Source organism: Cytobacillus sp. SAFR-174 (genome assembly GCF_051964675.1).
GTDB lineage: Bacteria > Bacillota > Bacilli > Bacillales > Cytobacillaceae > Cytobacillus.
Map to the genome: position 1 here is coordinate 48,968 of NZ_JBQCMZ010000011.1, position 25,235 is coordinate 74,202.

Sequence of the window (25,235 nt, forward strand, 5' to 3'; positions counted from 1 at the left end):
AGTTATCCCCATAAAAATACCATTTGAAGAGGGATTAGAGCTTGGATTTCGAATATATTATACCAGGTGGGTTACCACTATTTTTTGTAAGTTTTAATATCGCGTATCGGCTGATTGGGAGGATAGTGTTTTATAAAAATATTACGAATAGTTTTGTCTGTTATTATTCTTCCTTTAGCACTTTATATGTTAGTTACTAATAACTTTGAGTGGATGCCTTTTAATTTGTTTTTGTTAAGCTTGTCTATGATGGTGATGGGGACGGATGAGTTTATGAAAGGCAGAAAACAGTATGGGTATCTAAATGTAGCTGTTTCATTTTTTATTGTCTTTGTTGCTTTTTACATTTGGTGAAAAGGTAGCATGTGAGTGATCATTGCAATATTTTTTTTAAAAGGGATGATTTTATATCAAATACAATTTCAGTCAAATGCTGGCAAGAAAAATAATAACTGCATCTATAGCAGGGTCGCTGTTCGCCGTTATGTTAGGTCTGATTGCAGCGGATCCGTTTGCCGGAGAAGTTAATTCAGCTGGCGAGTATTTTCAGGGAGTTATGTTGTCCATTCCCTTCTATCTTCTGTACAGCTTCCCGGTCATTTTGGTTTATGGCACAGTAACTTCTGCCATTAGTGATTACATAGCCCTGTTTATTTCTTACAAAACAAACAAGAAACTGGAATTTTATATTTCCTTATTCCTTCACTTGCTTTTTGGATTAATTTTACTTGGCTTAAGTTTAGCTGCAGCTGTATTATTTTTTGTTACGGATATTGTTTTACGCCGTATACAAATCGGCGGCTGGAGAGATGCTTTGAGATCATTAGGTTTGCCGGTTTTCATTTGGATTGTGTTTATGGGCGGCGTGTATCTTATGGATGTTGGTGGGATTTGATGTGTATTGTCCAGTCAGCCTATGTTTGTCCGAACACAATGGAATTCCAAGATGTAAATATCACAATACACCATTCCCTCCATTGCCTATAAACTGAAATCGGGGTGATGAATATGTTTAGGCTAAACCAAAAAGATATAGAATCCTATCATCAAAACTATTTCCGCTATTTTCCTATTTTGTATATAGCACTTTTATAAATCTCGATTACAGAAATCATATGATTAACTAATACCCCCACAAAACGTGGGGGTCATGTTCACCAAATATAAGCGCCTTCACATGTATTGGCCTTAGGCTCATAATAGCAATGCTGTTTGAATTGCCCTGAGAAAGGTTGATCGTACCATGTTGGCGGACATGCGGCGTACGGATTGAAATACCAGAGAGCAAACTTGGAAGGATGCTGTCTCCAAAAGTCTAAGGTTTGTTTGGCCAATCTCTTTTCCACACTTCGTGCCCTGTTGTAAAAGACATTTCCTTTTTGTACAGCTTCAAAAGAATAATTCCCTCCCTGCACCTGGAAAATGACTTGCGGGATGGTCCTTAAGCCTTCAAAATCGAGGCAATTAGCTTTTCGCCGGTTAACGATTACATTTCCAACCATCAGCATCCCCAGTTTTCCTTCACCTTCGGCCTCTGCCCTCATCATCCTTGCCATTAAAGCTACATCGCTGTCGGTATATTGTACTCTTGGCACTTTTAATCACCTCTAAAGGAATTGTATTAGGAAATTCTGCAAACATGTTGACTCGAGAAAATATTAATTGGGGGTGCAAACTGCATCGCGTTCAGCACCCCCTTATTAGATATATAAATATTAGAGTTAATGAGCTTGCTAATTTATATGCTATGTCTGTAAGAGAAATGCAGAAAAGTAAATATTGGGTGAAACTTTCATTTTGGGAATTCGTACCATCATTTAAGGGGGTAGGTATCTTGAAAACTAAAGATGATAAAAGAGAAGTAAGCCTGAAAAATTTATTATATGGTATAGGCTTATTTATTTTCAGTGGCATGGCTTTAACAAATGTGACGACACCACTGCCATCAAAGGAAGAAACCAAAGAATTTCTTCTGTTTATTTTTGGAAGTGCATTAATCTATTACTTTTTAGTAAGCATCTACTACATAGGCGGTTTTTGGAGAAAGGTTTTTTATATAATGTTAATTCTGCTATGCGGGATTAGCATCTGTATGGCTTTTTATCTGGCAGCTAATTCAATAGCTCACTAACAAGAAAAGGACAAGGGGACAGACAGGTATTCTGTCCCCAATTTTCAACTGGGACGGGGCATCTGTCCCTCTGTCCCGCTCTTAAACACTGTTGCAGGAATCCCCATTGTTGTTTTTCGAGGTCTTGTTTTAAGTGCCGAGAATAAGAAACAACCCGCAATGACAATAATGCTTCCAATGGCTTGTATCCAGTTCATAACCTCTCCTAAGAAGATAAAAGCTAAGAGGGCTGTGAAAATCGGATTAAAGTTTAGGAACAGGCCGGAAGTGCTTGGTCCCAGCTGGCTGATCCCGATGTTCCAGAGCACCATGCATAGGACTGTTGAGATCAGACCCGTATACAAAATGGATAAAAGAAAGGAAGCAGTGACATCTGTGACGGTGAAATCAGCAGTACCAAATGGCAGAAGCACAAGAAGGCCAAATATGCCTGAGTAAAGAATGGACATCATTGGTGAAACGAAAGACATGGCCCATTTGCTGCAGACCGAATAGATTCCCCACATGCCCACTGCAGCCATCATATAAAGATCTCCGGTATTAAACTGCAGTAAGACCAGCATTTCCAGGCTGCCTTTTGAAAGGACCATTACGACGCCAAACAATGAAACGAACATGGACACGAGCTGCAGTGTGTTTATTTTTTCCTTTAGAAAAATGAAAGAGAAGCCAGCAATGGAAAACATATTTAATGTAGAGATTAAGCCAACACTAGTAGCCGATGTCTTTTCCAGTGCCATGAATTGCAGAGCCTGAAACAAAGCAACGCCCGTGATACCCATCAGCAATAATGGCAGGATGGCATTTTTCGGCGGCAGGAGCCGTTTTTCTTTATGCCAGACAAGAGGAACAAGACAGATAATGGCGATGGTCCATCTTAAAATGGTTAAGGTAATAGGAGATGCGTGGTCCACAAGCGTTTTTCCAACAATAAAATTTCCGCCCCAAAGTAAGCTTGTTAATAAAAGGAGAAGATAATATTTCACGTCATTTAGCCCCTTTTCAGAGCCATTGTGCACAATGACATTGTTTATATGAATAATTTTAACATTTTTTATATTAAACAAAAGATAATTTTGTATAATGAAGTTAATTTAAAATAATTAATAGTATATTGGATAATAATTAAGAAAAATTCAGTTTTGGTATGTAATTTGAAAAGGATTTGGAATAATTGAAAAGGGTGGATGGACAGTGGAATCGATTGTAAGTAAAGTATTGGATCACCTGGATATAAAAATCTTGGATTTACTTCAAAAGGATGCGCGGACTAGCAATCTGGAACTGTCGAAAAGGGTGAACCTGTCAGCTCCGGCTGTTCATGCAAGAATTAAGCGACTGGAAGCGGAAGGGTATATCCAGGAGCATGTCGCTATTCTAAGTCATGAGAAGCTGGGCTTTGACTTATTATGCTTCGTGTTTATGAGCACCAATATGCACCAGGCGGAAAAACTGGAATCTCTTGAAAAGACGCTGGAATCCATGAAGGAAGTTTTGGAATGTCATTGTTTAACAGGAGAGTATGATTATCTTTTGAAAGTGGCGTGCAAGGATCGCAAGGGGCTGGAGATGTTTATCAGGAAGCTGAATGAATTGGGGATTACGAAAATACAGACCAGCCTGGCGCTGAGGGAGATAAAAGATTCGACGGTGCTGCCGATTCAAGATTAGCATTTTTATGGTAAAATTGAAACATTTTCCAGAAAAAACGTAGAATCTAGAAACAAATTTTAGGAGGGATCAGGTTGACGAAAAAGCTCGCGCAGCTCCAAACCCGTTATTATGTGCTTTTTGGCGCAGCAATTGGTTCTGTGGTCGGATTAGTGGCTTATGTGAAAGATTGGATTTAAACGATGGACGGGCAGCCGATTAGCTTTTCTGTATGAGGGGTATGCTTGTCTGTGTTTAAAACAAACATAATCAGGAAAAATACATATAAGTACTTGTGCAGGGGAGGAAACAAAAATGCCATACGATAAACTAAGCGATCTGCCAGACTCCGTTAAAGACAATCTTCCGCATCATGCCCAGGAAATCTTTAAGGAAGCTTTTAATTCTGCAAGTGAAGAGTATGACGAAGAAGAAACGGCCTTTAAGGTAGCCTGGAGTGCAGTGAAGAAGAAATATGAGAAGAATGATGATGATAAATGGGTTGAAAAGGAAGAGTAAATAGGTAAAAGGTGTCCCGTTTGAGGACACCTTTTTTCAATCTTCTTCCGCTTCATTCTCAACATATTTCTTCAATTTCTGGTATTGCTCTTCAAACACAAATTTAGCCGTCCAGCCTAAAAGTTTGGTTGTCAGCTTATAAAAGAGGCTGCTTGGAATCAGGCTGGCTTCTACAATCAGGCGTGTCCCGTCATGTTCCCTTGATAAGAGATACCTTGAAATGCTTAATCCCTCTTTGGAATGGGAGTGCATAACCACTTTATAGGGAGCCTCATATTCGATCAGCTCGGAATCGATTTTGAGTATTTTTTTATCCAATTTCTGAACGGTAACAAATTTAGTCCCAGGCTGCGGGATTGGTTTATTTTCCTCATTGTCATATATGTTTTCGATCAGCATGGTATTCCAGAGCTTTATTTTTTCATCATCATCCACGTATTTAAAAACCAGATCAATGGGGGCGTGAATGACATCCTCATATCTGTAAACCAGTATTTCTTTCATTTTAGAATCCTCATTTTCTACTTAATCAAAAGCATCTTACTAGTTTTTTCGGCAAAGCCCGCTGGAAATTAATAAAGCTTACTAATTTGTAAATTTTCTGAAACTAAACAATCCCTCATCCGTATATAGAAATAAGGGGTGATGGACATGACAGGAATAATTATTATGGGTTTGCTTCTTATTATTGTAATTGGTATTAGTGGTTCCAAACCATCAAAACGTACTTATGATAGCGGGGATTCATCCTCCCATCATTATATAGGAGATTATAGCAGCAGTTCGGATAACTGTGATAGTTTCGGAGGAGATGGCGGCGGCTGCGGAGGCGGCGGTGACTGATTCCAAGCCATATTATTAAAAAAAAGAGGTGCTAAATGAAGTGTTTTTGGAAACTGGCTGCCGGGTTATGGCTGGTTATGGCATTGACGGGCTGCATAGCGGAAGAATATGATTTCACTCCGCCAGCTGTAACTCTCTCCAACACCGATAGTGTACAGTCAGCAGAATTAAAGGAAGCAAATGTTGATTGGATAGGAGAAAATAACAAGCAGATCAAGAAAGAGACAGATGATATAAAATCATTTGCGAAGAAACAGAAAGCACTGACCTATAATGCCGGGCAAAAAATAGATCTGCTGTTTGACAGTGAGGATTTTATGGTGGAAGAATTATCAGTTTCCCTTTGGAAAAATGATAAGGAGATTCAATTGGCCTTAAATGACCATCGTTCTTTTTCTCTTCCTGAAGAAAAAGGTGAATATGTAATAGAAGTGTATCTTCGTTCTGATAGTGGAAGTGCACAATATGCAGGGAATGTGGTCATTCAGTAATTGGAGGATTTCCAAATTTGGATATAGAGAGTTTATCTGCATAGAGTGCCCCCTAAATTAAGGGGGCTTTTTAATTATGCAAGCAAGACACAGGAACAGGTATGAAAGGGAGAGTGTATAATGCTTAGAGTTCTGATAAGAAGACCAAAGGCAGGGGATAAGGCGGAGCTGAACAATTTCTTCAGGGCAGTGATCACCGATACATTTCATAAAGAAGGTATAGGAGAGCTGAAGGAAGACATGGAAGATGAGATAGAAGCCAAGAATGAATATCTGCATTGCGATCTGTTAAGCGGCGGCAAAAATAGATTTTTTTTTAATTGCTTTAGCTGGTGATAAGATCATCGGCACCATTGAATACGGCCCGGCAAGTGAGCTTATAAACAAAAGTACAGAGGGGGCGCTAAGTGATATATATGAAATGGGTACAGTATTTGTGCATCCTGACTATCAGAAATCAGGCATTGGCAATCAATTGCTAAATGAAATGTACGTGACTCTAAAGAATAAAGGGGTGGAAGAGTTCTGTCTGGATTCGGGCTATAAACAATCACAAAAGATCTGGAAAAAGAAGTTTGGTGAACCGGAATATCTGTTAAAGGATTATTGGGGTAAAGGGGCTCATCATATGATTTGGCGGGTCAGGATTAAAGATATTGAGCCAAACTAAAAAAAGAGCCTCAGCGTGAAGGCTCTTTTGCCGTTCCTGTACTGTGAGATGAATTCAATAGAAAAATCCCGCCTATAATCAGCAAAATTCCGGCTATCTTAAGGGTGCTAAAAGCTTCTTCCCAAATAATGGCGCCTATCAAAGCAGTTAACGCAGTTCCTGCCCCAGACCAAATGGCGTAAGCCAGGCTTAATGGAACAGTTTTAAGACATAATGATAAGCAATAAAATGAGAGTGCATACCCAAACACGACTCCTGCAGTCGGAAGCAGCACGGTTAATCCATCCGACAATTTGAGCATGGTAGTGGCAAAGATCTCTCCAGCGATTGAAATTGTTAAGAATACATAGCCCCTCATATTAATGGCCTCCGCTGCTATTCAACAAGATGACTCCGCCGACTATTAAAGCCAACCCCAGCAGTTTTTTGCCATTTGCATTCTCTTTGTAGATAAAGATCCCGACTAAGGCTGTCAGCACAGTCCCGAGGCCGGCCCAGACCGCATAGGCTACGCCGAGAGGCAGCGATTTTAATGATAAAGATAGCGCGTAAAAAGCGACACTGTATCCAATGATTACACCAATGGATGGCAGGAGCTTTTTAAATCCGTCTGCTGCTTTAAGCAAGGAGCTGCCAGCCACTTCACTTACAATGGCTAATGCTAAAAGAAAATAGGCATTCATATAGTCTCCCCGTTTCTTCTGCGAATGGTTTCAATCTATTTTACCTTTTCGAAGGCTCCTTTTGCCAAGTATATGAATAGGTGAAACCAATTTATTTCCAAATCGTATTAATAGGCATAGTCATATTGGGACCCAGGTTGGAGGCTTGTTAATGAACTTCATAACTCGAAAAACAAAATCACTTTGGATAGATCAAATAGCCGGCAAGAGCTGTGAAATAACGGATCCGCTTGATTTCTCCTGTATGGATCGATATGTTGAGGGGAAAAGGATTGTGCTGCTGGGAGAGAGCAGCCATGGAATCGGAGATTACTATAGAACCAAAGTGAATATGATTAAATATTTGCATGAGGTCCATGGATTTAATGCTGTTGTATTGGAGAGTGGCCTGCTTGAAGCGGTATTAAGCAGAAGACTGCTGAAAGGCCTGCCTGCTAAAGAACAAATTCAGCACAGTCTTCTTGATATTTTTCATAACGAAGAGATGCTTCCTTTATTTCAGGAGTCCTGGGCAGATGGCCTTCATATTGCAGGAATGGATATTCAGCCTGCAAATCAGCAGGTCTCTCATCAGATGCTGGACTGGCTCGAACTCCACACTGACAAAGAAATGGTTTCTTCAATCAATCGGGCAGAAACCGTATTCTTTGAAATCGATGAGGAGATTAGAGGACAAGCCAAAATACCAAAAGTGGTCAAAGAAAAGATACGAATGTGCATGGGTTTATATCAATCGTGCCTGGAGCTTTTTGCTAGAAGAGTAAGTGAAGCTGATCTGGAAAGAGAAGAGATCCTGAAGGTTATTGGAGAGGGGCTGAAAAACCGTCTGAAGTGGCTGGAAATCAATACAAAAAGCTTGATGGCATCTGGTGTTATGCGGGGAGCGAATATGTTCAACAATCTGCAGTGGTTATTAGAAGAGCATTTCAAGGGTGAAAAGGTCATTGTCTGGGCTCATAATTTTCATATTAGAAAAAGCAAAACACTGACCTCAAGCCTTTTGGGAATTACGACTGTCGGACAGCTCCTGTCCAGCAGCAGATATAGTAATCAAGTTTATTCAGTAGGGTTTTATGCAGGAGAGGGTGAGTTTGCTTCCCTGATAAGGGTTCACTTTTCCATTAATGCCTCCAAAAATAAGCACCTGGAAAGTTTGCTTCTGGACGCTTGCCGGCATGACAGCTTTGTGCCTTTATGTGACAAGGAGCTGCCGGAGCGCAATTGGATGAAGCGGAGATGGCAGCTCCTTGAAGCAGGAATGATGGGACAGCTGCCGATTTCCATTTATCCTCAAAAGCATTATGACGGCATCTTTTTTTGCAGAGTGGTGCAGCCGCCCGTTTATTTAGAGCGATGAAGGAATGAGAGCAGGAAAGGGTATGTGGTCATGGGTACTATGAATCCGACAAGTGAATACATATTAAATGAAGAGTACTCGGCGATTGCGGGCTGGTCTACTGTTCCTTTGTTTTTCCACGGGACTTTAATGCAAGGTCTTACTTCTCCAAAAAAGTGTACTGAAACATCAATCCGGGATGAATAATGGACCGCCGGTCAGGCATTCTAATTTAGAATGCTTAGTCAAAGGAGATTGATGATCCATGTACTTTTATAAAGAAGATTTAATCAATATGATTGTACCTGATAAGCCGGATCCGCATGCGGCGAGAGTGCTGCAGGAGGCATTGGGCGGACAGTTTGGCGAAATGCGGACCATGATGCAGTTCTCATTCCAAAGTGCGAATTTCAGAGGAAAGGCGAAGCAATACCGCGATCTGATAAGAGGCGTATTTTTGGAAGAGCTGAGCCATGTGGAGCTTGTCCAATCCACGATTAATCAGCTTCTGAATGAAGCTGGAGGCGAAATGCCCGGCAACCAGGCAGCAGATGGGGCTCCTTTGGATGATGTCATCCAGGGTGGAGCGAATCCGCATCATTTCATAATTGGGGCAAAGGCTTCACTTCCAGTCGATGCTGGCGGCAACCCGTGGAATGGCTCCTGGGTATATGACCATGGCAACCTGGTGGCGAACCTCCTGAATAATGTGGTTCTTGAATCCACCGGAGTTCTTCAAAAATCAAGGATTTACGAGATGAGCAGCAATAAGACGCTGAGGGAAACGATTGCCTTTCTGATAGTGCGGGATAATGCCCATCAAAATGCCTTCGCAAAAGCACTGGAAACGCTGGGAGTGGATTGGGGTAAAATATTCCCGATTCCTAATTACGATCTAAATAAATACCCGGAATGCCGTAAATATGTGGAAATGGGCTTTCATAATGCCCAGTTTAATTTCAGGCTGGATGATACCAGGATCGGTGAGGTCTTCCAGGGTAAAACTCCAAGCAGAAATGGCGGAGATCTTGCTGTAGTAGAACCGCCAAAAGGTTATCCAGTTCCAGAAATGCCTGATATGCCGAATGAGCATGCTCCGGGGCTTTTTGATTTGAATAATTAGCTTTTTCTAATGGCGTCCTGAATATAGGACGCCATTTTTCTATATATTTTTAAGGTTTCCTTTAGCATTTTTGGGGAATCTATAGTTATCGAATTAAAGAAGAACTTGTTTGTTCCTGAAAGGAGTGTCGCGGATGGAGTCTATTTGGCTCGAGTATGCCTGGGCATTATTGATATTAATTGGACTGGAAGGATTGCTTTCGGCTGACAATGCTCTCGTATTAGCCGTCATTGCGAAGCATTTACCAGAAGATCAGAAGAAAAGAGCGATAAATTACGGAATCATTATGGCATTTGTTTTCCGGTTTGGAGCACTGTTTGCCATCTCATTTATCGCAAACGTCTGGCAGATCCAGGCGATTGGAGCCGCCTATCTATTGTACCTTGGTTTAAAACATGTGATTAAAGCCAAGTTCGGGAAAGAAAACAAAAATATTCGCGAGGATGTGAAGGAAGAAGCGGCCGGGAAAGGATTTTGGCCTACAGTAGGAAAGATTGCATTAGCCGATCTTGCCTTTGCCATCGATTCGATTCTTGCTGCTGTTGCACTGGCACTTGGTTTGCCGGATTCACCGCTTGATGATTTCGGAGGCATGGATGGCGGGCAGTTTATCGTAGTCGTGCTTGGCGGGATTGCCGGTCTGATCCTGATTAAGTTCGCGGCAACCTGGTTTGTGAAACTGCTTGGCAAACGGCCTGCATTGGAAACAACGGCTTATGCGATTGTCGCCTGGGTTGGTGTCAAGCTTGCTGTTATCACACTTGCCCATGAGGATATTGGTGTCCTTGATCATCATTTTCCTCATAGTACAGGCTGGACTATCGTCTTCTATGGTGTATTGGTGGCCATTGCACTGCTTGGGTGGTTTGCTCCGGGTAAGAAACAAACGGAGGGTGAAGCTTTATAAAGAGAAATGCGTTGATCTTAGGATTAACGCATTTTTTTTATGGGCAGCTTTTGCGGACTGTCTTTTTTGATTGGGTGAATAAAACTGCTGCAGCATTCGATTAAAGTATAAAAAATTACAGGTGATATTAAAAGAGTGCTAGTGATAACGCTTTCATGAACTGGGAATAAAGTTATAATTTTTCCTGTAGACAGGTAATTCTTATCCATTATAAAGGGGGAAAAAGAATGAAAAGAAAGTGGAAAGTCGTTTCTCTTATGCTGTTGATATTTGCATTTATTGCAGCAGGGTGCAGCCAGGGAACCGGCGGCGGAAGCAGTGAAGTAAGTGTCGGGATTGTTTTGCCAACGAAAGATGAGCCTAGGTGGGTTCAGGATGAGCAAAGATTTAAAGATGCGTTAAAAGGAACGGAATACACAACTGAAATTTTATTTAGCCAGGGATCTTCGGCTAAGGAAAAAGAAAATGTAGAGACTTTGCTGAACAAAGGGATTGATGTACTGATCATCTGTCCTCAAGATGGTGATGCAGCTGCAGCGGCGGTTGAAGCCGCAAAGAAGGATGGCGTAAAAGTCATTTCCTATGATCGTTTAATTACTAACACAGATGCAATTGATTATTATGTAACATTTGACAGCCTTGCAGTAGGAGCTGCACAGGCACAATATTTAGTTGACAACGCAAAGGGCAAGGACGTGCCACTGTACCTATATGCCGGCGCTGCTTCTGATAATAATGCCTTCTTATTCTTCCAGGGAGCATGGAGCGTGCTTCAGCCTAAAATTTCAGATGGCACATTCAAGATTGCTAACTCAAGCGAAGCCGAAGCTTTGAAAGATACAGCTGATCTGTCCCGTGACCAGCTAAGCAAAATTATTGGTCAGGTAACAACCAACTGGGATCCTAACGAAGCAAAGAACAAAGCGCAAACCCATTTGACAGCAGCCTCTGACGATCTGAAGGGCGATGTGGCTATTCTTGCTCCGAATGACGGAACTGCCCGTTCCATTGCAGATGTATTTGGAACTGACAGCGCAGTATCCAGCTATCTTGTGACAGGTCAGGATGCAGAGAAAGCTTCCATTCAATACGTTATTGATGAAAAGCAATCCATGACAGTATTCAAGGATGTTCGTACTCTCGTAAAAGATGCAATGGGCATGGCGATTGATATCCTTGAAGACAAAGACCCTGAGACAACTGGATCTTACGATAACGGCAAGATTGAAGTTAAAGCAAAGCAAACAGATGTAATCGTTGTCGACAAAGATAACGTAAAAAATGAACTGATCGATTCTGAATACTATAAAGCAGATGAATTTACAGGGCTTTAATCAATAAAGGACGAGAAGTAGTGATAGATGCGTCTATCACTATTTCTCCTTCTGAATAGCTGTTTGGCTAAGGGGGAGTCATAATGAGCGAAAATATTTTGGAAATGCACGGAATTTCCAAAGAGTTTACAGGTGTTAAAGCGCTCAGCAATGTCAATTTCAAGGTGGAGAAAGGTGAGATACACTGCTTAATCGGTGAAAATGGAGCGGGCAAATCCACTCTGATGAAGGTGCTCAGCGGCGTATATCCTTATGGCACATATGAGGGTGATATTGTATTTGAGGGCAGTGTGCAGCAATTCAACAAGATTAGTGACAGTGTAAAGGCAGGAATCGTCATTATCTACCAGGAGCTTGCCTTGTTTCCTGATCTCACAGTCTATGAAAATATTTTTGCGGGCAATGAAATCAAGCAAGGGGGAATCGTCGATTGGAACCGGACCATTGCTGAAGCTAAAAAAATGCTGGATAAGGTTAAGCTCGATGTGAACCCTGAGACACTCGTTAAAGACCTGAGCGTTGGAAAACAGCAGTTGGTCGAAATAGCCAAAGCTTTAAGCAAGGATGTGAAACTGCTTATCCTGGATGAACCGACTGCAGCATTGAATGAAGATGACAGCGAAAATCTGCTGGATTTGTTAGGTGAGCTGAAAAAGCAGGGAATTACCTGCATTATGATCTCCCATAAGCTGAAGGAAGTCATTTCCATTGCAGATAAGGCGACGGTGCTTCGTGATGGCCAAACCATTTGTACCCTGGACGCAGCAAAAGGTGAAATCTCTGAAAATGTCATTATCAAAAACATGGTTGGCAGGGAGATTGAAGATATTTATCCGAAGAGGCCGAACAAGACGTTTGGTGATCCTGTTCTCGAGCTTCGCAGCTGGTCTGCGTATGCTGTGCATTTGGGCAGGCAGGTTGTAAAAGATGTAAATTTTCATGTTAAAAAAGGAGAAATTGTCGGGATTGCTGGCTTGATGGGGTCAGGCAGGACAGAACTTGCCCTGAGTATTTTCGGAAATCCAAAATCTTATAAATTGCAAGGCGAGCTCCTGGTGGAGGGAGTTCCAAAGACGCTGAAGCATCCGAGTGACGCCATCAGGTCAGGGATTGCGTATGTGACGGAAGACCGAAAAGGGGACGGCCTGTTTTTAATACAGGACATTAAAAACAACATTTCTGCAGCAAATCTCAAACGGGTTGCAGTAAATGGAGTGATTAACGATAACGAAGAAGTGAAGGAAACAGCGGAATATAAAAAGTCCATGTATATCAAAGCTTCATCACTTGAACAGGTTGTCGGCAACTTAAGCGGAGGAAACCAGCAGAAAGTATCCCTGGGCAAATGGCTATTTGTCGGGCCGAAATTGCTGATTCTGGACGAGCCGACGCGTGGCATTGATGTGGGAGCTAAGTTCGAGATTTATACGATTATGAACCAATTGATTGAGGAAGGCATGAGCATCATTATGATTTCTTCGGAACTGGGTGAAGTTCTTGGGATGAGCGATCGTGTCTATGTCATGGCGGAAGGCCAAATGAAAGGTGAGCTGTCGATTGAAGAAGCCAATCAGGAAAGTATTATGCAGCTTGCTACGCAATAGGAGGTTAATCTAATGGAATTTATTAACGAAGCGAAGACGCTATTTAAAGATAATATCCGTGACTACGGCATGTACATTGCCTTATTCGTTATTATGCTCACTTTCACCATTATGACTGACGGGCTGTTTATGTCTTCACGGAATATAAGCAACATGCTTGATTCAACGGGGTACATCGCTGTCCTGGCAGTGGGGATGACGCTGGTTATCGTGATTCGCCATATTGACCTCTCAGTCGGATTTGTTGCCGGCTTTTTGGGGGCCATTGCTGCAATTCTCCTGACGGGAATGGGAGTGCCTTTTTATATCACTATTCCGGTTATTCTGGCGCTGGGTATTTTTGTCGGACTGTTCAACGGTCTTCTAGTTGCAAAATTTGGTATCCCATCCTTTGTTGCTACACTTGCAGGAATGCTGATCTTCAGAGGAGCCCTTCTTCAGGTAACAGAGAAAACAGGGACCATTATCATCAAGGATGCCGGATTTAACGCAATCGGGAACGGATTTATTCCTTCCGTTATGCAAGTGAATGGACTGCACCTGCTTACACTGATTCTGGGATTACTAGCGATATTGCTGTATATATACAGTGAAATTTCCACCCGGACAAAAAAGATCAACTATCAATTCGAGGTAGTGTCTAAAGGGATTTTTATTGTCAAATTAGTTTTCGTTTCAGCTATCATTTCCTATATTACATGGATCCTCGCAGGCTACAACGGATTTTCCTGGACAGTTGTCATCATGCTTTTAGTGGTTGTCGTCTATCATTTCCTGACAACGAAAACCGTGCTCGGAAGACATATATATGCAGTAGGAAGCAATCCGGAAGCGGCACATCTGAGCGGAATCAATGTAAATAAAATTACGTATATAGTCTTCGGTTCAATGGGGATGCTGGCAGCCCTTTCAGGTATATTATTTACCTCCCGGCTTCAGTCAGCGACTACTACTGCCGGGACATTATTTGAACTTGATGCCATTGCAGCTGCTTATGTTGGCGGGGTTTCATCAGCAGGGGGCGTGGGCAAAATCACCGGTGCTATTATTGGTGCTGTGGTCATGGCTTCTTTATCCAGCGGCATGAATCTGCTCGGAGTAGGGGTTTCCCTCCAGTATATGATCCGTGGAGGCGTACTGGCGGGTGCTGTGATCTTTGATGTCATGACTCGGAAGAAGAGAGGCTAGATTACCAGTTTCCTGCATTCATAGTTTTGAAAATGGGGCATCCGGGAAGGGTGCCTTTATGATGCAGATGGGCAGCATTCCATAAAGCGCTGATTATCCTCTTGTTAACACCAAACAATCCTCTCACTTTCTAACTCTTCTATCAGCCTTAAAAAGGTGATAGAATTAAAATTATTTAACTATTCATACTTAGAAACGGAGATACAGCCTTGCGTAAAACGGGTATTTTAATATTTTGTCTAACATGTATCGTCCTTGGTTATTTCACATTCACGCTTTATAAGAAAGCGTTTACATCCGAACGGGATCTTCCGGCAGCATCGGATGGAAAGGAAGTGAAATACCGGCTGGTTCTGATAACGCAGGAATTAGAGACCCCTTTTTGGGATAAGGCAGGTATTGCTGCACAGGAACAAGCACGGAAGGATGGGGCAAGTCTGGAAGTCTGGGGAAGCTATGGAAAGAATCAAGAGGAATTTTTAAAAAAGCTGGAGATAGCCATTCAATCAAAAGTGGACGGCATCATTGTTCAGGGTCTGGACACTCAGGAATTCAAAGATTTAGCAAAGATAAAAGCAGCTTTTTATGGAATTCCGATTATTACAGTGGCCAATGACGTGCCCAAATCTGAAAGTTTGAGAAAAACGTACGTCGGCTCTGATCAATATCTGGCCGGGCAGTTAATTGCAGAACAGCTTCTTGACGATATGGGCCATGAGGGAAAAGTCATCCTTATGGGCGACAAGCATAAAGAGTATTATCAGCAGCAGCGCCTCGATGGGATCCATGAAGTACTGAAGGATTACCCAAATATCCAGACAGTCTATGCGGAAACGACTGATGTTAGGGAGGAAATTATTGCTTCCACTCAGAACATGCTGAATCAAAACCCGGATACTGATAGTTTTGTAGCTATTAAGGCCAATATAGCCGGAGCGATGATTCATGAAATTGGCAGGCGATCACTGGTTGAACCTTATTATATTTATTCTTTTGACGATGGTCCGGATTCAATTTCTTTGCTTACTCAGGGAAAACTTGATGGAATCATCGAACAATCCCCTGAGAAAATGGGAAGCCTCAGTGCAGAACTGATTTTAAAATGGCTCAGGGATGAAGAAGTGCCGCTGAAATCTGATGGCTACCTGACCGATATCAGGATATTAAAGACGATGGAAAAGAAATGAACAAAATACATAAGAAAATCTGGACACTTACGACTGTAATTCTTTTGATCATGGCAGCCATTTGGATCACACTTACTTATTATAATCAGAAAACTCAGAATCAATATAACGATATCCTTCAGCGGTACCTTCGGATGAATGAGGTTACAAGGACAAGCCAGCAGATGATTGCAGACTTGAATAACTATTTTATCACCCCCATTCCGGAGAATTTGGACAAATTAAACACTAGCAAGGAAAAAATGATAAAGGTGAGAAGTGAAGTTTCATATCTGCGAAATTCAGAAAATGATTTCGCACTGACAAATTATATGAATCTAATTGATAGCCTGGTTGAGACAACGGACCGCTCCCTTCTTTTCTTTAAAGAAAAGGAGACAGAGGACTCGGCCAAGGAATTCTCGGAAGCAACGCGCATCTCCATGTATATATCTGAGATGACGCTGACACTGGTCGATAGTGAACTGAATACATATGAACGGTTTTACCGGGGGATCATTGAACAATCCGAAGAAATTAAAAAACTGGGGATTTGGCTCATGCTGATGATCACATGCCTTTTAATGTTCTTGACCTATGGCTTTTCCTTGAGCATCACGAAGCCTGTACAGAAGCTGACCAAGGCAGCCAATGATTTATCAAGGGGAAGATTTCATTTGCCGATAAAGGTAGATTCGAATGATGAAATTGCTTTCCTTGCGCAGACTTTTGACCGGATGCGGGTTAATATCAATAATCTGATTTCAGAAATCCAGCATAAGGCACAGCTGGAGCATGAGCTGCAGGAAAGCAAGCTGCTGCTGAAGGAAAGCCAGCTCTTGAACCTGCAAAGCCAAATTAACCCTCATTTTTTATTTAACACATTAAATACCCTTTCCAAGAAAGCCTATCTGGAAGGTTCTCTTGAAACAAGTGACTTGCTTGTAAGTGTTGCCGGCCTGCTCCGCTATAACTTAAAAAGGCTTGATAGGCCCGTGACACTTGGTGAAGAAGTGATGGTCCTGCAGCAGTACATGGATATTCAAAAAGCCAGATTTACAGATCGTCTGCATTTGAAAATGTCTATAGATGAAACGTGTCTGAATGTGGACATTCCGGGTCTCACGCTGCAGCCAATCATCGAGAATGCCGTTAATTATGCAGTCGAGCCCAGAGAAGATGGCGGGAAAATCTGGTTTCGCATTCAGGACGGAAATGACTGTGTAATTATAGAAGTGGAAGACGATGGTCCAGGAATTGAGGAATTTAAAATTAAACAGATTCTTCAAGGGCAGTTCATTCAGAAAGATGGAAATTCAACAGGCATTGGTTTTACCAATGTAGTCAGGCGTTTGCGCCTTTTTTACGGCAGTGACGATGTCATGAGCATTGAGAGCAGTGCTGCAGGCACAAAAGTAGTTATGAAAATACCGAAAGATAGGAGGGGGGCTGCATGACAAAACTTCTGATCGCGGATGATGAACAAATTGAGCGGGAAGGACTGGAAATGATTCTGCAGAAAGCCTTTCCTGGTGTTGAAATCATCCAGGCGAAAAATGGAAAGATGTCCGTTCAGCTGGCTAAAGAGTTTATGCCTGAATTAATCCTGATGGACATCCAAATGCCAGGGATGAATGGCCTGGAAGCTATAAAGCAAATCAGTGAAGAGATTCCGCATATTAAATTTATCATGATTACAGCTTTCGATACTTTCGATTATGCACGCCAGGCGATAAAGCTTGGGGTAAAGGATTATTTACTGAAGCCAAGCAAGATCACGGAAATTGAAGCAACAATTGGGAGGGTGCTTGAACAGATTGAGGAAGAGCGGAGGTTCCGTGAAATGACAAAGCTCCAGCAGGATGCGCTGCAAAGGGCTCTTCCGGTCATTGAGACAGATGTCGTGACACAGCTGCTGTTCGATCATGTCCATGAAGTTCATCTGGATATGCTGGTTGAAATGCTCGATATTCGCTCAACAGATGAACAGTTTGTCATGAGCATTCTGCTTCCTGATGGACAGGGACACCTCTATACCGCAGTCAAAGAGAAGGTCAGACAAGCAGGCAGTGCATGGGTAGGTGCACTATATGGCCGTCAGCTTCCCATCATTGTTTTTCGGGAAAAGCAGCATTCATTCCGTTTGCAGGCTATATCCATGGCCGGCGAAATTCTTTCTCTTGCAAAAAAAGGGTCATCAGAAGGCTGGTTCGTCGGGATCGGGAATGCTTGCGGTTCCCTGCAATCCATCCGTCAATCCTATCAGGAATCTCTTATTGCCACTTTGGATTCAACTCTTCCTGTTAAATACCGTTTTTATTCTGATGTGCCAGTACTTAGTGCAGGGGAGGATCTGCAACTGACCAAAGAACGGGAAAAACAGTTTTTCGATCAAGTCAGGCTTGGAAAATGGCAGCAAATCAGCTTGCGTGTAATGGAGATGATTCAGCGTTGTGAAACGGAAAGAGCAGGGGTGATTCAAGCTCAGCAGCGGGTGCTGCAAATGCTTTGGATTGCTTCACGCGTAATGAGTGAGATTGGGGTTGAAGCTCCCGCACCATTTTTTGCCTATCAAACGCAGGATTTCCGGCAGCTTCGCTCTGAAACAGATGAATTGTTAGGACAAATGAGGAAATCGTTTATGGAGCATTACGACAGGCTGGAAGCGGATACTGTCCATCAGCTGAAACAATATATAACCGAACATTCCCATGAAGATATTTCTCTTGAAGCATTGGGAAGGAAAGTGGGGTTAAGCCCGATTTATATCAGTAAAATGTTCAAGGAGAAGCTAGGGGTTAACTATATTGACTTCCTGACTGAATGCCGTATTGAAAGAGCAAAGAAGCTGATGGCAGATCAGGGGAAAAGTCTGAAGGAAATTACCTTTGAGGTGGGTTATCATGAACCGAACTATTTCAGCAAGGTTTTCAAAAAGATGTGCGGCCGCTCACCGACGGAATTCCGCAAAACCCTTCTGGGCAAAAGAGACTGATGGAAGGAAAAGGGGCAAGACAGATGGATAGGATTCAAAGGAAGCTGACTCTGGCTGCACTGTTTCTGGTTTGCCTCCTGTCAGCCTGCCAAATGGATACAGCAATCGAAAAAAATCCCGGGAAAGCAATACCTGCAGGCAAAGTGCAAGGAGAAGAGGATGGGAAGAAACCCATTAAAATCGGCTTTTCAATGGATACTTTATTGGAAGAACGCTGGCTGAAGGATCGAGATCTGTTCAAAGAGGCTATAGAAGAGCTTGGAGCGGAAGTGGAGATCATGGCTGCGAATGGGAATGATGCGGTTCAAATATCACAGGCAGAAACATTAATAAAACAAAGGGTGGACCTGCTGGTTGTTGTTCCCCATAATGCTGAAGCCACCGCTTCGATCGTCAAAAAAGCACATGAGGCAGGCATTAAGGTCATCTCATATGACCGGCTTGTGAAAAATGCTGATATCGACTTATACATATCCTTTGATAATGAAAAGGTTGGTGAGCTGCAGGCAAAGGCCATCACCAAACTGGTACCTAAAGGGAAGTATGTGTATATAGGCGGAGCAATCACTGACCATAACGCCCATTTATTCAAACGAGGAGTCTTTAACGTGCTTCAGCCTTTAATTGATAAAGGAGATATTCAGATTGTTTATGATCAGTGGTCCAGAGATTGGACACCGGCGAATGCATTTGTGAATATGGAAGAGGCTCTTAAAGCCAATCAAAATCAAATTGATGCCGTGATCGCGGCAAACGATGCAACTGCAGGCGGTGCCATCCAGGCATTGGCGGTGCAAGGGCTGGCAGGAAAAATCCCTGTAGCCGGGCAGGATGCCGAGCTTGCCGCTGCCCAGCGGATCATCAGAGGCACGCAGACGATGACAGTATACAAACCTATCGGCACACTGACCAAAGAAGCTGCTGAACTTGCGGTCAGAATAGCAAAGGGTGAACAGGTAGAAACAACCCGAAAAATTAATAATGGCAAAATTGAAGTGCCTTCAGTCCTTCTTTCGCCTATTGCTGTTGATAAACACAACATGGATAGCACCATTATTGCAGATGGGTTTCATTCCAGAGATGAAGTTTATAAGTAGGGACGCGGGGACAGACACCCACGCCGCCGACTGGGACTTGGAACCTGTCCCTGAGTCCCTATTGCCTGAACGGTTCTCTGCTGGTATGATAAATGTAATTATAATGAAATGGAGGTTTTCCTTTTGACAGCATCAATTAGACTAAGAAGCCCGCTTTTCAATCGTTAATTGAATACGTTTGAAGGCTCTGCCTATGTTCAGAGCAAAGGGATTGGTCTGTCTATTTAAGGAAACCTATATTTAACGGTATTTTTTAAAGAGGGGATGAATTTCTCCTCTTTTTTGCTGTCTTCAGAAATAGAATGTATAGAACGGATTGATCAGCTGAATATAGGCAAAGCTTGTTTTTATTAAATATAGAAATGAGTGATTAGCAATGAATACAATAAATTCTAATCTGCAGGAGAATTGGCTGAAGAATATTATTCTATTTTTAAGCAGTCAGACGATCTCGCTTTTTGGATCGTCCCTTGTTCAATACGCCATTATGTGGCATATTACGTTAACGACAGAATCCGGTTTGATGATGACTCTCTACATTATTTGCGGGTTCATTCCGACCTTCTTTTTATCACCGGTTGCGGGTGTTTGGGCAGACCGGTACAACCGGAAAATGCTGATTATTTTAGCAGATGGCCTCATTGCCTTTTCCACACTGATACTCGCCATCCTCTTCTTAATGGGATATGAGTCCATCTGGCTGCTGTTTGTCATGGCAGGAATTCGTGCCCTTGGAACAGGAATCCAGACTCCTGCTGTCGGGGCGATTCTGCCTCAGATTGTCCCGAAGGAGAAGCTGACAAAGGTGAATGGAGTAAATGGGAGCATACAGGCTGTCATTATGTTTGTTTCACCGATGGTCAGTGCCGCTTTAATTGCTATGGCATCGCTTGAGGTCATCTTCTTCATCGATGTCATCACAGCAGCGGTTGCAATTGTTACACTGATGACGTTTGTCAAAATTGCTGTGCACAAAAAAGCAGCAGCGGAACAGACAGCGAGTTACTTGAGCGACTTTAAACAAGGGCTGCAATATGTGAACAGTAATCCTTTCCTGAAGAAGTTTTTCTTGTTCTTTGCCGTATTCATCGTATTAATGGCGCCTGCGGCATTTCTGACGCCGCTGCAGGTTACCCGCACCTTTGGAGGAGATGTGTGGGAACTGACTGCCATTGAAATTGCCTTTTCAGTCGGCATGATGGCAGGGGGCGGAATTATTGCTTCCTGGGGTGGATATCCAAATAAAATTACAACCATGACCCTTGCCAGTCTCATTATGGGGATCTGCACCCTGGCACTCGGCATCGTGCCGATTTTCTGGATTTATTTATTGTTCATGGCATTCTTCGGGATTGCCATGCCAATTTTCAATACACCGGTAACCGTATTGCTTCAGGAAAAAATTGATGAGAATTATTTAGGCAGAGTGTTTGGTGTCATGGGAATGATCTCCACCTCCATGATGCCGATTGGCATGCTGATATTTGGCCCGGTTGCAGATGTCGTTGCCATCGAATGGCTTCTTGTGGGAACAGGGGCATTCATTATCCTGTTAGCTGTTATTTTAGGCCGGGATCAGGTGCTTCTGGAAGCGGGGAAGCCCGCGCTGAGTGAATCGTAAGTTTTGTGAAATGGAGCTGTCATATTGGCAGCTCTATTTTTTTGTGAAAACAGGGAACAACAGCACTGAAGGAGAATAGTTATTCGTAACGTCATTTGAGGGGAAGTAGAAAGATGAGGCAAATTATCGCACTCGGAGGAGGAGGGTTCTCCATGGAACCGGAGAATCCATTATTGGATGAATACATTTTACGTCAGTCAGGTAATGAAAAGCCTAAAGTCTGTTATGTGCCGACTGCAACAGGAGATTCCGATATTTGCATTAAATGGTTTTATGACTTTTTTGAAAAGCAGAATTGCCAGCCTTCCCATTTATCTTTATTTAAACCGCCAACAAGAGATATAGAGGGATTTATACTGGACAAAGATATCATTTATGTTGGAGGCGGAAATACGAAGAATTTATTGGCTTTATGGAAAGAATGGGGATTAGATAAGATTTTACGAAAGGCATGGGACCAAGGGATCGTATTAGCCGGCATCAGTGCGGGCTCCATTTGCTGGTTTGAAGAAGGGGTTACGGATTCTTATGGCGATAAACTGGAGCCATTAACATGCCTCGGCTTTTTGAAAGGAAGCAATTGCCCTCATTACGACGGAGAAGCGGAAAGAAGGCCTGCCTATCATGAGCTTTTGGCTTCTGATAAAATAAAGCCTGGAATTGCAGCGGATGATGGAGTGGCTATCCACTTCATTGAGGAGGAGGTCAGCCGAATCGTAAGCTCTAGACCGGATGCCAAGGCCTTTAAGGTCTATTTCGATAAAGAAGTTAAAGAGATTGAACTGAAAACCGAATATTTGGGTTCTTGAAGCGAATCAGTCTTTTGCTGTTAACTTTATTAAAATAGAAGGAAGTGCTTAAAAATGGATTTACAGACGGTTATGCAGGAACTGGAGGCTCTTGGCAAGGAACGGACCAAGAAAATATACATATCAAACGGCGCACACGAGCCGCTTTTTGGCGTTGCAACAGGTGCGATGAAACCGATAGCTAAGAAAATAAAAAGAAATCAGCCTTTGGCGGAGGAGCTATACGCCACAGGGAACTATGATGCCATGTACTTTGCAGGCGTCATTGCAGATCCTGAGGTGATGACCGAGGCGGGTTTTGATCGCTGGATGGATGCTGCTTATTTTTACATGCTGTCCGATTATGTGGTGGCCGTTACATTAGCTGAAGCAGAAATTGCACAGGATGTTGCCGACAAATGGATCGAAAGCGGGGAAGAACTGCGAATGTCAGGCGGATGGAGCTGCTATTGCTGGCTTTTGGGAAATCGTCCGGACGCTGAATTTTCCGAAGAGAAGCTGGCCAAAATGCTTGATAGAGTGAAAGACACCATCCACGATTCTCCGGAGCGTACGAAATCCGCTATGAATAACTTTGTCTATACCGTTGGTGTCTCCTATTTGCCGCTCCATGAAAAAGCGCTTTCGACTGCAAAAGCCATTGGTCCGGTCGAAATGAATCGGGAAAAGAAAAAAAGCACCTTCCTGCACGCCACAGAAAATATCCAAAAGGAAGTGGATAGGGGAAGGATTGGATTTAAACGGAAATATGTAAGATGTTAAACCTTAGGGGCCGGATGGGACAATGAACCTGTCCCATTGTGTTATAATGGGGAACTTAGGAATTATGAGTTGTGCTCATAGTGGAACGGATGCCCAGAAAGCCTCCGCCCAGCGATTAAATATGGAGGGATAAGGTAATGAATAAACGGTGGACCATCAGTAAAATCAACGAATTTGTTGAAAAGAACTCGGATAGTAAGCTGCTATCAACGGAATATCATGGGTTTTCTCAAAAACTGCTTTTTCAATGTGCATGCGGCAGCCAGTTTGAAAAAACATTTACGAAATTCAAAAATAATCACCAGCGCAAATGTGACGTTTGCCAGCCGCCTAAAGCGTCACGCTAAAGGGACACGGGGACAGGTACACTGTCCTTTTTTCAGTTCTGCATTTGGAAAATATACTTGAAAGCAGGTCTTAAAAATGAAAACAGAAAAAGAAAAAATGCTGGCCGGAGAAATGTATGATCCTGCCGATCCGGTTTTATTAAAGGAACGAGAAGAAGCAAGACGAAAGGTCAGAATGTACAATCAGACTCTGGAGACAGAAGGAGAAAAGCGGACAAATTTATTAAAGGAGCTACTTGGGTCAACCGGAGAAAACGTATATATGGAGCCTAATATCCGGTTTGATTATGGCTATAATACGCATGTAGGAGAAAACTTTTTTGCGAACTTCGACTGCACAATCTTAGATGTCTGTGAAGTTCGTTTTGGAGATAACTGCATGCTTGCACCCGGTGTACATATCTATACGGCAACGCATCCGCTCCATCCTGCTGAACGCAATTCGGGCAGGGAATATGCAAAGCCGATTACGATTGGAAACAATGTATGGATTGGGGGAAGTGCAGTCATTAATCCAGGTGTAACAATAGGGGACAATGCGGTAATCGCATCAGGTGCAGTCGTTACCAAAGATGTGCCTGATAATGTAGTAGTTGGCGGAAATCCGGCGAAAATCATTAAACAGATTGAGTTCTAGACCTTTATAAGATTCCTTGTGTAAATTCACCTAATAAGAAAAGAGTTGGAATATAGTGCTGCAGTTCATATCCCAGGAATACCCACCACATGAATAACATGATTCCTCTAAGTGAAAACTTTTATAAAAAGGCCGGAGGGAAACTCATGAGAGAAAATAAAGAAGGAATGAACAAGGTCTTTAAAAGCACCATAAATGATCAAGGTATGAAGGATGTCAGCAGTACAGAATATGGACTTGAATCAGTTGCAGAAGGCTGCGATTTTGCTGAGGGAGAAAAGGAAAAGCCTCCTGAGTGTGGCGGAATGTGATGACAAATGTTCTAAAGATTTGATGCGGGAGCGGATTTATTTTAACTATTAAAGACATAAAAAAAGGAAGCAGTCAATTAACTCTGCTCCCTGTACACTATTGATTTGTATAATTCCTGTGACTAAGGAGAAAAGGTGGTTGTCATTGGTTCTCTAGAAGCTGTGCAGATAGTTTGGCGGAATGTAGTTGAGGGGCAGTGGACGTAAAATTACTTTAATGTCAGTGGGCATTTCAAAATCCTGCTGTGCTTGTTTTAAATAATGATACATGGCTTTCCCGCCGACTGAATTGGCAGAGTGAACAGTTATTCGATCCGCAAATAACTGTTTTTGAACCATTATATGAACAAGCATAAGACCATTTCTCGATTTGCTTACTAAGTCATGGTCTAAAGACAAGTGGTCAATTTCATAGGTCTGAAGCAAAAGGATACATTCATCAATGGTCTCAACTAATACATGACCATCCGGCGCTCTCCGATAATCATCCAGAAATACGCTTATTTTCTCCATTTTTTTAATCCCCTTTCGAAGGGGTGACTAAGAAAAGTCAAGTTGACCCTAAAGTTTGATACTCATTTCATTGTAACATAGATATGTAAGCAAAGATACCGAAGAGGGATGGGACTAAAGTAATTAATATGGGATCTGTTTCCTTTTTTAGAGTTTGCATTCTGGAACGAGCTTTGGAGGCGGATCTTTGTCGGGGGAGCCGGGATTTGATGCTTGGGACATAGAATGAGGAAATCTGGGCTGCAGAGTCAGAACCTGGAGCAACTACGGACAGAGAAAGCGGAAATTGGCGGTTCAGAGTCAGAACCTGGATCAACTTCGGACAGAGAAAGCAGAAATTGGCGGTTTAGAGTCAGAACCTGGAGCAACTTCGGACGGGGAAAGTGGAAATTGGCGGTTCAGAGTCAGAACTTGGAGTAACTTCGGACAGTCAGTATATTGACAAACATTTCAAAAAATTATATGATAAAAATCCTGCCAATTTCACATTGGCCTAAG

The 25,235-nt window shown here is 42.5% G+C and carries 29 protein-coding genes and 1 pseudogene; 24 read left to right on the plus strand and 6 right to left on the minus strand.

The annotated features are described in order from the left end of the window. Positions 1-484: 484 nt before the first annotated feature. On the plus strand, positions 485-895 hold the full coding sequence (locus ACTHRG_RS12840; RefSeq protein ID WP_286148894.1) for a hypothetical protein: 411 nt from the start codon (positions 485-487) through the stop codon (positions 893-895). Between the two features lie 259 nt (positions 896-1,154). Here ACTHRG_RS12840 and ACTHRG_RS12845 read toward each other — a convergent pair whose 3' ends face one another. Then, the gene (locus ACTHRG_RS12845; RefSeq protein ID WP_076260048.1) at positions 1,155-1,595 is read right to left on the minus strand and encodes a cell wall hydrolase; all 441 of its coding nucleotides are present in this window, start codon (positions 1,593-1,595) and stop codon (positions 1,155-1,157) included. Between the two features lie 239 nt (positions 1,596-1,834). On the opposite strand from ACTHRG_RS12845, the gene ACTHRG_RS12850 reads away from it, so the two are divergent. Then, positions 1,835-2,131, plus strand: coding sequence for a hypothetical protein (locus ACTHRG_RS12850; RefSeq protein ID WP_076260045.1), 297 nt, complete (start codon positions 1,835-1,837; stop codon positions 2,129-2,131). A 44-nt stretch (positions 2,132-2,175) separates the two neighbouring features. On the opposite strand, the gene ACTHRG_RS12855 is transcribed toward ACTHRG_RS12850, so the two are convergent. Beyond that, the gene (locus ACTHRG_RS12855; RefSeq protein ID WP_076260042.1) at positions 2,176-3,117 is read right to left on the minus strand and encodes a DMT family transporter; all 942 of its coding nucleotides are present in this window, start codon (positions 3,115-3,117) and stop codon (positions 2,176-2,178) included. Positions 3,118-3,325: 208 nt separating this feature from the next. On the opposite strand from ACTHRG_RS12855, the gene ACTHRG_RS12860 reads away from it, so the two are divergent. Then, a complete protein-coding gene (locus ACTHRG_RS12860; RefSeq protein ID WP_076260039.1) occupies positions 3,326-3,802 on the plus strand; it encodes an Lrp/AsnC family transcriptional regulator in 477 nt (158 codons plus the stop codon). A gap of 294 nt (positions 3,803-4,096) precedes the next feature. Further along, a complete protein-coding gene (locus tag ACTHRG_RS12865; RefSeq protein WP_035325486.1) occupies positions 4,097-4,300 on the plus strand; it encodes a ChaB family protein in 204 nt (67 codons plus the stop codon). 36 nt (positions 4,301-4,336) lie between these two features. On the opposite strand, the gene ACTHRG_RS12870 is transcribed toward ACTHRG_RS12865, so the two are convergent. Further along, entirely contained in the window at positions 4,337-4,804 is a 468-nt protein-coding gene (locus ACTHRG_RS12870; RefSeq protein ID WP_076260036.1) for an SRPBCC domain-containing protein, read from the minus strand. Between the two features lie 147 nt (positions 4,805-4,951). On the opposite strand from ACTHRG_RS12870, the gene ACTHRG_RS12875 reads away from it, so the two are divergent. From ACTHRG_RS12875 to ACTHRG_RS12885, 3 genes and pseudogenes are all read left to right on the plus strand, one after another. Next, positions 4,952-5,143 (plus strand): hypothetical protein, encoded by a 192-nt coding sequence (locus ACTHRG_RS12875; protein ID WP_076260033.1) that lies wholly within the window; start codon positions 4,952-4,954, stop codon positions 5,141-5,143. A 35-nt stretch (positions 5,144-5,178) separates the two neighbouring features. Next, a complete protein-coding gene (locus ACTHRG_RS12880; protein WP_076260030.1) occupies positions 5,179-5,634 on the plus strand; it encodes a hypothetical protein in 456 nt (151 codons plus the stop codon). Positions 5,635-5,754: 120 nt separating this feature from the next. Further along, a pseudogene (locus ACTHRG_RS12885) lies at positions 5,755-6,304 on the plus strand (GNAT family N-acetyltransferase). 10 nt (positions 6,305-6,314) lie between these two features. Here the strand turns inward: ACTHRG_RS12885 and ACTHRG_RS12890 are convergent. Together ACTHRG_RS12890 and ACTHRG_RS12895 are read right to left on the minus strand one after the other, a co-directional pair. Further along, entirely contained in the window at positions 6,315-6,662 is a 348-nt protein-coding gene (locus ACTHRG_RS12890) for a DMT family transporter (protein ID WP_076260027.1), read from the minus strand. A gap of 1 nt (position 6,663) precedes the next feature. Further along, positions 6,664-6,987, minus strand: coding sequence for a DMT family transporter (locus ACTHRG_RS12895; protein ID WP_076260024.1), 324 nt, complete (start codon positions 6,985-6,987; stop codon positions 6,664-6,666). Between the two features lie 151 nt (positions 6,988-7,138). Between ACTHRG_RS12895 and ACTHRG_RS12900 the strand changes: the two genes are divergently transcribed. The 17 genes from ACTHRG_RS12900 to ACTHRG_RS12980 all read left to right on the plus strand — a co-directional run bounded on the left by ACTHRG_RS12900 (position 7,139) and on the right by ACTHRG_RS12980 (position 24,224). Further along, a complete protein-coding gene (locus ACTHRG_RS12900) occupies positions 7,139-8,344 on the plus strand; it encodes an erythromycin esterase family protein (protein WP_076260022.1) in 1,206 nt (401 codons plus the stop codon). 30 nt (positions 8,345-8,374) lie between these two features. Further along, positions 8,375-8,530, plus strand: a complete 156-nt coding sequence (locus ACTHRG_RS12905) for a hypothetical protein (RefSeq protein WP_175609127.1) — start codon at positions 8,375-8,377, stop codon at positions 8,528-8,530. A 58-nt stretch (positions 8,531-8,588) separates the two neighbouring features. Beyond that, positions 8,589-9,446, plus strand: coding sequence for a manganese catalase family protein (locus ACTHRG_RS12910; RefSeq protein WP_076260020.1), 858 nt, complete (start codon positions 8,589-8,591; stop codon positions 9,444-9,446). A 133-nt stretch (positions 9,447-9,579) separates the two neighbouring features. Next, on the plus strand, positions 9,580-10,353 hold the full coding sequence (locus ACTHRG_RS12915) for a TerC family protein (protein WP_076260017.1): 774 nt from the start codon (positions 9,580-9,582) through the stop codon (positions 10,351-10,353). A gap of 227 nt (positions 10,354-10,580) precedes the next feature. Continuing rightward, positions 10,581-11,687: a sugar ABC transporter substrate-binding protein gene (locus ACTHRG_RS12920; RefSeq protein ID WP_076260014.1), complete on the plus strand. Its 1,107-nt coding sequence runs from the start codon at positions 10,581-10,583 to the stop codon at positions 11,685-11,687. A gap of 83 nt (positions 11,688-11,770) precedes the next feature. Beyond that, positions 11,771-13,291: a sugar ABC transporter ATP-binding protein gene (locus tag ACTHRG_RS12925; RefSeq protein WP_076260011.1), complete on the plus strand. Its 1,521-nt coding sequence runs from the start codon at positions 11,771-11,773 to the stop codon at positions 13,289-13,291. A 12-nt stretch (positions 13,292-13,303) separates the two neighbouring features. Beyond that, positions 13,304-14,479, plus strand: coding sequence for a sugar ABC transporter permease (locus ACTHRG_RS12930; RefSeq protein WP_076260008.1), 1,176 nt, complete (start codon positions 13,304-13,306; stop codon positions 14,477-14,479). Positions 14,480-14,688: 209 nt separating this feature from the next. Further along, the gene (locus ACTHRG_RS12935) at positions 14,689-15,666 is read left to right on the plus strand and encodes a sugar ABC transporter substrate-binding protein (protein ID WP_076260005.1); all 978 of its coding nucleotides are present in this window, start codon (positions 14,689-14,691) and stop codon (positions 15,664-15,666) included. Next, the gene (locus ACTHRG_RS12940; RefSeq protein ID WP_076260003.1) at positions 15,663-17,102 is read left to right on the plus strand and encodes a sensor histidine kinase; all 1,440 of its coding nucleotides are present in this window, start codon (positions 15,663-15,665) and stop codon (positions 17,100-17,102) included. Before ACTHRG_RS12935 ends, ACTHRG_RS12940 begins: the two co-directional genes overlap by 4 nt. Then, positions 17,099-18,640, plus strand: coding sequence for a response regulator (locus tag ACTHRG_RS12945; RefSeq protein ID WP_440231284.1), 1,542 nt, complete (start codon positions 17,099-17,101; stop codon positions 18,638-18,640). The genes ACTHRG_RS12940 and ACTHRG_RS12945 overlap by 4 nt, the downstream gene beginning before the upstream one ends. Next, on the plus strand, positions 18,637-19,737 hold the full coding sequence (gene xylF, locus ACTHRG_RS12950) for a D-xylose ABC transporter substrate-binding protein (RefSeq protein WP_420485130.1): 1,101 nt from the start codon (positions 18,637-18,639) through the stop codon (positions 19,735-19,737). The genes ACTHRG_RS12945 and xylF overlap by 4 nt, the downstream gene beginning before the upstream one ends. Before the next feature lie 376 nt (positions 19,738-20,113). Beyond that, positions 20,114-21,358: an MFS transporter gene (locus ACTHRG_RS12955; protein ID WP_076259998.1), complete on the plus strand. Its 1,245-nt coding sequence runs from the start codon at positions 20,114-20,116 to the stop codon at positions 21,356-21,358. A gap of 113 nt (positions 21,359-21,471) precedes the next feature. Beyond that, positions 21,472-22,167, plus strand: coding sequence for a peptidase E (locus ACTHRG_RS12960; protein ID WP_076259995.1), 696 nt, complete (start codon positions 21,472-21,474; stop codon positions 22,165-22,167). A 54-nt stretch (positions 22,168-22,221) separates the two neighbouring features. After that, a complete protein-coding gene (locus tag ACTHRG_RS12965; protein ID WP_076259993.1) occupies positions 22,222-22,929 on the plus strand; it encodes a DNA alkylation repair protein in 708 nt (235 codons plus the stop codon). Between the two features lie 137 nt (positions 22,930-23,066). Beyond that, positions 23,067-23,276: a hypothetical protein gene (locus ACTHRG_RS12970; protein WP_035325521.1), complete on the plus strand. Its 210-nt coding sequence runs from the start codon at positions 23,067-23,069 to the stop codon at positions 23,274-23,276. A 76-nt stretch (positions 23,277-23,352) separates the two neighbouring features. Beyond that, positions 23,353-23,913 carry a sugar O-acetyltransferase gene (locus ACTHRG_RS12975; protein ID WP_076259990.1) on the plus strand — a complete coding sequence of 187 codons (561 nt, stop codon included), beginning with the start codon at positions 23,353-23,355 and terminating at the stop codon, positions 23,911-23,913. Positions 23,914-24,059: 146 nt separating this feature from the next. Then, positions 24,060-24,224, plus strand: a complete 165-nt coding sequence (locus ACTHRG_RS12980; protein ID WP_175609126.1) for a hypothetical protein — start codon at positions 24,060-24,062, stop codon at positions 24,222-24,224. Positions 24,225-24,377: 153 nt separating this feature from the next. On the opposite strand, the gene ACTHRG_RS12985 is transcribed toward ACTHRG_RS12980, so the two are convergent. Next, on the minus strand, positions 24,378-24,737 hold the full coding sequence (locus ACTHRG_RS12985) for a cyclic-phosphate processing receiver domain-containing protein (RefSeq protein WP_076259987.1): 360 nt from the start codon (positions 24,735-24,737) through the stop codon (positions 24,378-24,380). Positions 24,738-25,235 lie beyond the last annotated feature (498 nt).

Coding starts and splice junctions, on each gene's coding strand:
- ACTHRG_RS12875 (WP_076260033.1), top strand. CDS start 4,952: ATGACAGGAATAATTATTATGGGTTTGCTTCTTATTATTGTAATTGGT.
- ACTHRG_RS12925 (WP_076260011.1), top strand. CDS start 11,771: ATGAGCGAAAATATTTTGGAAATGCACGGAATTTCCAAAGAGTTTACA.
- ACTHRG_RS12985 (WP_076259987.1), bottom strand. CDS start 24,737: ATGGAGAAAATAAGCGTATTTCTGGATGATTATCGGAGAGCGCCGGAT.
- ACTHRG_RS12880 (WP_076260030.1), top strand. CDS start 5,179: ATGAAGTGTTTTTGGAAACTGGCTGCCGGGTTATGGCTGGTTATGGCA.
- ACTHRG_RS12900 (WP_076260022.1), top strand. CDS start 7,139: ATGAACTTCATAACTCGAAAAACAAAATCACTTTGGATAGATCAAATA.
- ACTHRG_RS12965 (WP_076259993.1), top strand. CDS start 22,222: ATGGATTTACAGACGGTTATGCAGGAACTGGAGGCTCTTGGCAAGGAA.
- ACTHRG_RS12945 (WP_440231284.1), top strand. CDS start 17,099: ATGACAAAACTTCTGATCGCGGATGATGAACAAATTGAGCGGGAAGGA.
- ACTHRG_RS12840 (WP_286148894.1), top strand. CDS start 485: ATGTTAGGTCTGATTGCAGCGGATCCGTTTGCCGGAGAAGTTAATTCA.
- ACTHRG_RS12930 (WP_076260008.1), top strand. CDS start 13,304: ATGGAATTTATTAACGAAGCGAAGACGCTATTTAAAGATAATATCCGT.
- ACTHRG_RS12870 (WP_076260036.1), bottom strand. CDS start 4,804: ATGAAAGAAATACTGGTTTACAGATATGAGGATGTCATTCACGCCCCC.
- ACTHRG_RS12890 (WP_076260027.1), bottom strand. CDS start 6,662: ATGAGGGGCTATGTATTCTTAACAATTTCAATCGCTGGAGAGATCTTT.
- ACTHRG_RS12970 (WP_035325521.1), top strand. CDS start 23,067: ATGAATAAACGGTGGACCATCAGTAAAATCAACGAATTTGTTGAAAAG.
- ACTHRG_RS12975 (WP_076259990.1), top strand. CDS start 23,353: ATGAAAACAGAAAAAGAAAAAATGCTGGCCGGAGAAATGTATGATCCT.
- ACTHRG_RS12915 (WP_076260017.1), top strand. CDS start 9,580: ATGGAGTCTATTTGGCTCGAGTATGCCTGGGCATTATTGATATTAATT.
- ACTHRG_RS12960 (WP_076259995.1), top strand. CDS start 21,472: ATGAGGCAAATTATCGCACTCGGAGGAGGAGGGTTCTCCATGGAACCG.
- ACTHRG_RS12920 (WP_076260014.1), top strand. CDS start 10,581: ATGAAAAGAAAGTGGAAAGTCGTTTCTCTTATGCTGTTGATATTTGCA.
- ACTHRG_RS12905 (WP_175609127.1), top strand. CDS start 8,375: ATGGGTACTATGAATCCGACAAGTGAATACATATTAAATGAAGAGTAC.
- ACTHRG_RS12910 (WP_076260020.1), top strand. CDS start 8,589: ATGTACTTTTATAAAGAAGATTTAATCAATATGATTGTACCTGATAAG.
- ACTHRG_RS12955 (WP_076259998.1), top strand. CDS start 20,114: ATGAATACAATAAATTCTAATCTGCAGGAGAATTGGCTGAAGAATATT.
- ACTHRG_RS12895 (WP_076260024.1), bottom strand. CDS start 6,987: ATGAATGCCTATTTTCTTTTAGCATTAGCCATTGTAAGTGAAGTGGCT.
- ACTHRG_RS12940 (WP_076260003.1), top strand. CDS start 15,663: ATGAACAAAATACATAAGAAAATCTGGACACTTACGACTGTAATTCTT.
- ACTHRG_RS12980 (WP_175609126.1), top strand. CDS start 24,060: ATGAGAGAAAATAAAGAAGGAATGAACAAGGTCTTTAAAAGCACCATA.
- ACTHRG_RS12865 (WP_035325486.1), top strand. CDS start 4,097: ATGCCATACGATAAACTAAGCGATCTGCCAGACTCCGTTAAAGACAAT.